Raw genomic sequence first — 7596 nt, forward strand, 5'->3', positions numbered from 1 at the left:
CTCCACCGGCCGCTCCCGCCGCCGTTCGGCCGGCTCACTCCCACCGGAACCAGCGCGTGGCGGTCGCCGTCGCCGCGGCCGTCCAGGCGGCCAGCACCCCGAGGTGGTACCAGCCGGGCCAGTCGCCGGCGGCGGCCTCTCCCAGCGCCTGGGCCGCCGCGCCGAACGGCGTCGTCTCGACGATCCGCGCGAGCACGTCCGGCATGGTCTGGATCGGGATCCAGACGCCCACGCAGAACATCATCGGGAACAGCAGGGCGGTGCCGACCGCGGTCGCGAGCCGCGCGGTGGGGGCCAGGGCCGTGATCACGCCGCCCAGCGCCAGCGCGGCGGCCACGGCGAGCAGCAGCGCGAGACCGTAGCCGAGGGGCTGGTCCGGCAGCGCGACGTCGTACACCAGCCGGCCCACGGCCAGCGCCAGCAGGGCCGAGACGAGGGCGGCCACCCCGTTCAGCACCATCTGCGCCACGAGCACCGCGGAGGGCGGGACGGGCGTGGTCGACATCCGGCGCAGGATGCCGCGCTCGCGGTAGCCGGTGACGATCGGCGGCATCGCCTGGCAGCCGGCCACGAGCAGCCCGAGCAGCACGGTCACGGGGACGTAGAGGTCGATGACCCGCAGCCCCCCGAGCTCGTCGTCCACCTCCCGGTAGGAGGGGATGGCGCCGACGATCGCCAGCAGCAGGGCGGGGAACAGCAGCAGCCAGAAGAGGGTCCCCGGCTCCCGCAGGAAGAGGCGGGCCTCGGCGCGCAGCACGGCCGCGGTGGTGGCGCGCCGCGACGCGGCGGCGGTGCTGACGGTGCTCATCGGTCGGCTCCCGTGAGGTCGAGGAACGCGTCGTCCAGGGTGGCGTCGGTGACGCGGAGTTGGTGTGCGGTGATGTGGCCGCGGGCCAGCAGTGTGATGACGGCGCTCACCGTCTCGTCCGTGCCGGCGAGGGTGATCCGGTCGTCCTTCCAGGCGATGGACGCGACGTCGGGCAGCTCGGCGAGCCGGCTCTCGTCGAGCGGCGCCGAGGGCGTGAAGCTGATCAGGGTGGCGCCGTTGGAGCGCCGGATCAGCCCGGCCGGGGTGTCGAGGGCGGCGACCCGCCCCTGGTCGATGACGGCGATCCGGTCGCAGAGGCGCTGCGCCTCCTCCATGAAGTGGGTGACCAGCAGGACGGTGACGCCGCCGGCCCGCACGTCCTCGATGAGCTCCCAGGTGTCGCGGCGGGCCCGCGGGTCGAGGCCGGTGGTCAGCTCGTCGAGGACGACGACCCGCGGGTTCCCGAGCAGGGCGAGCGCGATGAAGAGACGCTGCTTCTGGCCGCCGCTGAGCTTGGCGAAGCGGGTGGAGAGCCGGCCGGTCAGCCCGAGGCGCTCGGCCAGCTGGCGCCAGTCGGCCGGGCGCGGATAGCAGGCGGCGTACAGTTCGAGCGCCTCGCGCACGGTCAGCTTGGGCTGGAGCTCGCTCTCCTGGAGCTGGGCGCCGAGCACCCCCGTCAACGCGGCGTGGTCGGCGACCGGGTCGAGGCCGGCGACCCGGATCCCGCCGGCGTCGGGCTCCCGCAGGCCCTCGACGCACTCGACGGTGGTGGTCTTGCCGGCGCCGTTCGGGCCGAGCACCCCGAAGATCTCGCCCTCCTCGACGGTGAAGGAGACGCCGTCGACGACGACCCGGCCGCCGTAGGACTTGTGCAGGTCCCGGACTTCGATGATGGACATGGCCCCAGGGTTCCGCCGGGGGCCGTTCCACCGCATCGGCCTTCGGGCTCGACCACGGGTCAACCGATCGGTTGATCCCCGGGTACGACCCGGAGTCGGGTGGAAGCGGTGGAGATGGGGCGACCCGGCCACCGCGGGCGGGGCGCGTCGGCGATACTTGGTGGCGCTCGGGGCCGGCGCCGGCCGGGCCGCCCGGGCAGGCCGCTCTTCCGAAGGCACCACCAAGGGAACCGATGGACATCCTGATCCTCGTCGCAATCATCGCCGTGGTCGCCGTCGTCGCGATCAGCGCGCTCTCCATCACGCTGCGCCGCCGCGAGCCCGCTCCGCCGCCCTCGCGGGTCGAGGAGGCCGAGGAGAAGGCCCGCGAGCGTGCCGGGGAACCGGGGGAGCCGCAGATCGGCGACGACGCCTCCGTGGGCGTGGACGAGGAGCGGCGCACCATCGAGGACGTCGCGCTGCCGCCGGCCGAGGAGGCCGAGGCCCTGGCCGAGCCGGAGGCGCCGCCGATCGAGGTGCCGGAGCCGGCCGCGGGGCGCCTGGTGCGGCTGCGCGCCAGGCTGGCCCGCTCGCAGAACACGCTCGGGCGTGGCCTGCTCACCCTGCTCTCGCGCGAGCGGCTCGACGACGAGACCTGGGACGAGATCGAGGACACGCTGCTCACCGCGGACGTGGGCGTGGGGCCGACGCAGGAGCTGGTCGGCCGGCTGCGCGAGCGGGTGCGGGTGCTCGGCACCAGGACGCCCGAGGAGCTGCGGGCGCTGCTGCGCGAGGAGCTGCTGGCGCTGGTCGGCACCGACCTGGACCGCGCGGTGCACACCGAGGGCGGCGTCTCCGAGACCGGCGAGGAGCGGCCGGCCGTGGTGCTCGTGGTGGGCGTCAACGGCACCGGCAAGACCACGACCACGGGCAAGCTGGCCCGGGTGCTGGTCGCGGACGGCAGGTCCGTGGTCCTCGGCGCGGCCGACACCTTCCGGGCGGCGGCCGCCGACCAGCTCCAGACCTGGGGCCAGCGGGTGGGCGCGCGCACGGTGCGCGGCCCCGAGGGCGGCGACCCGGCCTCGGTGGCCTTCGACGCGGTGCGCGAGGGCATCGCGGAGGGCGCCGACGTGGTGCTCGTGGACACGGCCGGGCGGCTGCACACCAAGGCCGGCCTGATGGACGAGCTGGGCAAGGTCAAGCGGGTGGTCGAGAAGCAGGGCCCGGTCAACGAGGTGCTGCTGGTGCTCGACGCCACCACCGGGCAGAACGGCCTGGTCCAGGCGCGGGTCTTCGCCGAGGTGGTGGACGTCACGGGTATCGCGCTGACCAAGCTGGACGGCACCGCCAAGGGCGGCATCGTGGTCGCGGTGCAGCGCGAGCTGGGCGTGCCCGTCAAGCTGGTGGGCCTGGGCGAGGGCCCCGACGACCTGGCGCCCTTCGACCCCGAGGCGTTCGTCGACGCGCTGATCGACTGAGCGGGCCGGGCCGCCCCGGCGGCCCGGTCGTCACCGGGTGGCGGCGGCGAGACCGTAGGCGAGGGTGCCGAGCAGCAGTCGGGCCTGCGGCGGGGCTGCCGCCGTCTCCAGGGCCGGCGGCCGCAGCCACCGCACCGGGCCGAGGCCGGCGTGCGCCGACGGCGGGGCCGTGACGTGGGCGCCCTTGCCCAGGCCGCGCAGGTCGAGCAGGGCGTCGTCCCAGCCGGTGCGGTAGAGCAGCTGCGGCAACTCGGCGGCGGCGCCGGCCGCGACGAAGAACCAGGCGCGGCCGTGCGGCGCAAGCGCCACCGGGCCGAGGGGCAGGCCCATCCGATCGAGGCGGGGGAGCGCCAGGCGGCCGGCGGCGGCCGGCACGTCGATCACGTCGAAGGAGAGCCCCGTCGGCAGCAGCACCGTGGCCCCGCCGGGGGCCGCGGCCCAGGCCGCGTCCCACACGTCGAGCACCTGGTCGAGCGTGGTGCCGGCGGGCACCGAGAGGTCGGGATCGAGCGGATGGTCCCCTGGCGCCGGGCAGTCCGCCCGCCCGCAGCGACACTCGACCCTGCCGTGCGCCCCGCCGCGCCTGGTGGCCCCGACGCCGGGCACCACGTCCCATCCCCACAGGCCCGTGTACTCGGCCACGGCCGTCGCGAGGGAGGCCCGGCCGGAGCGCCGTGGGCGCCGGGCGGCCAGCCGAAGCTCCCGGATCTCCCGCATTCCGCCGATCGTGAAGCCCATGCACTCTCCAACGGGGTCGGTCTGCCGATGGTTACGCCTGGCGGTGGGGCGCGCCGTGGGGAGTGCGTTCGATAACGCGCGCCCCCGTCGTGCTTCGCTTCCCCCAACGTCGAACATCGTGCGTACAAGTGAAGCGCGTACCAGGGGCATGAGTGTTCACGCGGAGGGGTGGCGAATGGTGGCGATTCCCTGGCGCCACTCGCCACACCGGTGACCGTAGGATTACTTTCAGTGCATTCCTAGACTCGTTGTCAGCAGGCGGCGGGCGAGATCGGGAGACCCGGGATGGGGGCTTAACCGTGGGAGGTAGCGGCAGTGGCGGCACCGCCGCAAGACAGCCGAACGAGCGGCTCACGTCGTGGTTCCACCGTAGCGGGTGGTCCAAGGGCGAGCTGGCCCGGCAGGTGAACCGCCGGGCCCGCCAGCTCGGCGCCCACCACATCAGCACCGACACCTCCCGGGTCCGGCGCTGGCTGGACGGCGAGCAGCCCCGCGAGCCGATACCACGCATCCTCTCCGAGCTGTTCTCGGAGCGGTTCGGCTGCGTGGTGAGCGTCGAGGACCTGGGCCTGCGCTCCGCCCGGCAGTCCGCCGCGGTCTCCGGGATCGACCTGCCCTGGGCGGGCCCGCAGACGGTCGCGCTGATCAACGAGTTCTCCCGCAGCGACCTGATGCTCGGCCGGCGCGGCTTCCTCGGCACCTCCCTCACCATGTCGGCGGGGCCGGCCCTGATAGAGCCGATGCAGCGCTGGCTCGTGCCGACGCCGAGCGGCGGCCACGAGGCGGCGGGCGCCACGCTGGCCGCCGTGCCGGGCCAGGACCGCGCGGGTTCCCGCCGGCTGACCGGGCTCTCAGGGCCCGAGCTCGCCGAGCTCGAGGCGACCATCGCGCAGTTCCGCCAGTGGGACGCGCAGAGCGGCGGCGGGCTCCGCCGCAAGGCCGTCGTCGGCCAACTCCACGAGGTCACCGACCTGCTGCAGGAATCGCATCCGGGACCGGTGCGCAAACGTCTCTTCCGCGTCACGGCCGAGCTCGCCGAGCTCGCCGGCTGGATGAGCTACGACATCGGGCTCCAGCCCACCGCGCAGAAGTACTTCGTGCTGGCGCTGCACGCCGCCAAGGAGGCCGAGGACCGCCCGCTCGGCGCGTACATCCTCTCCAAGATGAGCCGCCAGATGATCCACCTGGGCCGCGGTGAGGACGCGCTGGAGCTGATCCACCTCGCCCAGTACGGCAGCAGGGACGGCGCCACCGGCCGCACCCAGGCCATGCTGTACGCGATGGAGGGGCGCGCGCAGGCCACCCTGGGCCACACCCAGAAGTGCCACCGCGCCGTCCGGCTCGCCCAGGAGACCTTCCACGACCGGGACCCGGCCGAGCCCGAGCCGGACTGGATCGGTTTCTTCTCGGAGGCCGAGCTCAACGCGGAGAACGCGCACTCCTACCGGGACCTCGCCTACGTCGCCGGCCGCTCCACCTCCTACCTCTCGCACGCCAGGCCGCTGATGGAGCGCGCGGTGGAGCTTTTCGCCCGCGAATGCGAGGAGGACCCGGACGGCGGGCACCACAGGTCGTATGCACTGAACCTCATCGGCATGGCCACCGTGCACCTTCTCGCGCGCGAGCCCGGCGCCTGCGCGGCCCAGGCCATGCAGGCGATGCGGCTCGCCGAGCGGCTGCGCTCCGAACGGGTGGACAACCGGCTGCGGAAGACGCTTGCCACCGCCTGGCGGGACTTCGGCGACGTCACCGAGGTGCGCGAGGTCTCGGAGTTCGCCACCACGCAGTTCAGGCAGGGGCGGGCGAGCCGGGCCGTCTGACCCGGGACGCGGCCGTGGCGGGCGGACCTCGGCGGCGTCGGCGGTGCGGGACACGATAACCGCGCCGCGGCCGCGGACAGATCCACTTCATTACCGTGTAACACGTCGGGCCCCATCGTCACGCCCGTGAAACAAATGGGGCCATCGACCGAAACGGCCCTCAGAGAGCCTGTGGCGAATCCTGACCCCATGATCCTGCCCGCACGGGTCGTAATTCCGAGGAGACGTCCACGTTGAGTCCTGAAGAAGTGCTGTCATCGACGAACATCGCCTATGTGGTGATCTGTGCCGCCATGGTGATGCTCATGACCCCGGGCCTCGCCTTCTTCTACGGCGGCATGGTCCGGGTCAAGAGCGCCCTCAACATGCTGATGATGTCCTTTATCTCGTTGGGCATCGTCAGCCTCCTGTGGGTGCTCTACGGTTTCTCCCTCACCTTCAGCGACACCAGCAGCAGCCCGATCCTCGGAAACCTGGACTACCTCGGTCTCCAGGACATCACCGTGGACCAGGGTGAGCAGATCGCCTTCATCGTCTTCCAGCTGATGTTCGCGATCCTCACCCCCGCCCTGATGAGCGGCGCGCTCGCCGACCGCGTCAAGTTCGGCAGCTGGGCGCTGTTCATCGTGTTGTGGGTGACCATCGTCTACTTCCCGGTCGCGCACTGGGTGTGGGCGCCGACCGGCTGGCTGTTCGAGCAGGAGGTCATCGACTTCGCCGGCGGTACCGCGGTGCACATCAACGCGGGCGCGGGCGGTCTGGCCGCCGCCCTGGTGATCGGCAAGCGCGTCGGCTTCAAGAAGGACCCGATGCGGCCGCACAACCTGCCCATGGTGCTGCTCGGCGCCGGCCTGCTGTGGTTCGGCTGGTTCGGCTTCAACGCCGGCTCCGCCCTCAGCCCCAACGGCACCGCCGCCCTCATGGCCCTCAACACGCAGGTCGCCACCGGCGCCGCCATCGTCGGCTGGCTGATCTACGAGCGCATCCGCCACGGCGCGTTCACCACCCTGGGCGCCGCCTCCGGCGCCATCGCCGGCCTGGTCGCCATCACCCCGTCCGGCGCGCACGTCAACCCGATGGGCGCCATCCTCATCGGCGTGGTCGCGGGCATCGCCTGCGCCTGGGCCGTGGGCCTGAAGTACAAGCTGGGCTACGACGACTCGCTCGACGTCGTGGGCGTCCACCTCGTCGGCGGCCTCGTCGGCACCCTGCTCGTCGGCTTCCTGGCCACCGGCGGCCTCGGCGGCTTCGAGCAGTTCGGCAAGCAGGCCCTCGGCGCCTTCTCCGTGCTGGCCTACTCGTTCGTCGTCACCTACCTCCTGGCCTGGCTGATCCAGCGCACCATCGGCTTCCGGGCGAGCGAGGAGGAGGAGACCGCGGGCCTCGACCTGGCGTACCACGCCGAGACCGGGTACGACTTCTCCCAGTCCGGCACCGCCCCGGTGTCCGTCGACAGTGTCCCGGTCCGTGCCGACGCGAAGAAGGTTGACGCATGAAGCTCATCACCGCGGTGATCAAGCCGCACCGGCTCGACGAGGTGAAGGCGGCCCTCCAGGCCTTCGGGGTGCACGGCCTCACCGTCACCGAGGCCAGCGGCTACGGCCGGCAGCGCGGGCACACCGAGGTCTACCGGGGCGCGGAGTACACCGTCGACCTGGTGCCGAAGATCCGTATCGAGATCCTCGTCGAGGACTCCGACGCCGACCAGCTCGTCGAGGTCGTCGTCAAGGCGGCCCGCACCGGCAAGATCGGTGACGGGAAGGTCTGGAGCGTGCCCGTCGATACCGCCGTCCGGGTCAGGACCGGCGAGCGCGGCCCCGACGCCCTCTGACCAGGGACCCGAAAGCCCGTGCGCCGGGTCGTCGCCCCGCGAC

At 72.9% G+C, this 7596-nt stretch carries 7 protein-coding genes; 4 read left to right on the forward strand and 3 right to left on the reverse strand.

Going from position 1 to position 7596, the window contains the following annotated elements; translation table 11 throughout:
- Positions 1-34: 34 nt before the first annotated feature.
- Positions 35-808 (reverse strand): ABC transporter permease, encoded by a 774-nt coding sequence (locus ACFWI8_RS32565; RefSeq protein WP_387098934.1) that lies wholly within the window; start codon positions 806-808, stop codon positions 35-37.
- Positions 805-1707 (reverse strand): ABC transporter ATP-binding protein, encoded by a 903-nt coding sequence (locus tag ACFWI8_RS32570; RefSeq protein ID WP_387098936.1) that lies wholly within the window; start codon positions 1705-1707, stop codon positions 805-807. The genes ACFWI8_RS32565 and ACFWI8_RS32570 overlap by 4 nt, the downstream gene beginning before the upstream one ends.
- A 233-nt stretch (positions 1708-1940) precedes the next feature.
- Between ACFWI8_RS32570 and ftsY the strand changes: the two genes are divergently transcribed.
- A complete protein-coding gene (gene ftsY, locus ACFWI8_RS32575) occupies positions 1941-3164 on the forward strand; it encodes a signal recognition particle-docking protein FtsY (RefSeq protein ID WP_387098938.1) in 1224 nt (407 codons plus the stop codon).
- 30 nt (positions 3165-3194) lie between these two features.
- On the opposite strand, the gene ACFWI8_RS32580 is transcribed toward ftsY, so the two are convergent.
- The gene (locus ACFWI8_RS32580; protein ID WP_387098940.1) at positions 3195-3902 is read right to left on the reverse strand and encodes a bifunctional DNA primase/polymerase; all 708 of its coding nucleotides are present in this window, start codon (positions 3900-3902) and stop codon (positions 3195-3197) included.
- 299 nt (positions 3903-4201) lie between these two features.
- Between ACFWI8_RS32580 and ACFWI8_RS32585 the strand changes: the two genes are divergently transcribed.
- From ACFWI8_RS32585 to ACFWI8_RS32595, 3 genes are all read left to right on the forward strand, one after another.
- Positions 4202-5722: a hypothetical protein gene (locus ACFWI8_RS32585; protein ID WP_387098942.1), complete on the forward strand. Its 1521-nt coding sequence runs from the start codon at positions 4202-4204 to the stop codon at positions 5720-5722.
- Positions 5723-6027: 305 nt separating this feature from the next.
- On the forward strand, positions 6028-7218 hold the full coding sequence (locus ACFWI8_RS32590) for an ammonium transporter (protein ID WP_387098948.1): 1191 nt from the start codon (positions 6028-6030) through the stop codon (positions 7216-7218).
- The gene (locus tag ACFWI8_RS32595; RefSeq protein WP_387098944.1) at positions 7215-7553 is read left to right on the forward strand and encodes a P-II family nitrogen regulator; all 339 of its coding nucleotides are present in this window, start codon (positions 7215-7217) and stop codon (positions 7551-7553) included. Before ACFWI8_RS32590 ends, ACFWI8_RS32595 begins: the two co-directional genes overlap by 4 nt.
- Positions 7554-7596 lie beyond the last annotated feature (43 nt).

Source organism: Streptomyces sp. NPDC127098, from assembly GCF_042722465.1.
Classification (GTDB): domain Bacteria; phylum Actinomycetota; class Actinomycetes; order Streptomycetales; family Streptomycetaceae; genus Streptomyces; species Streptomyces millisiae.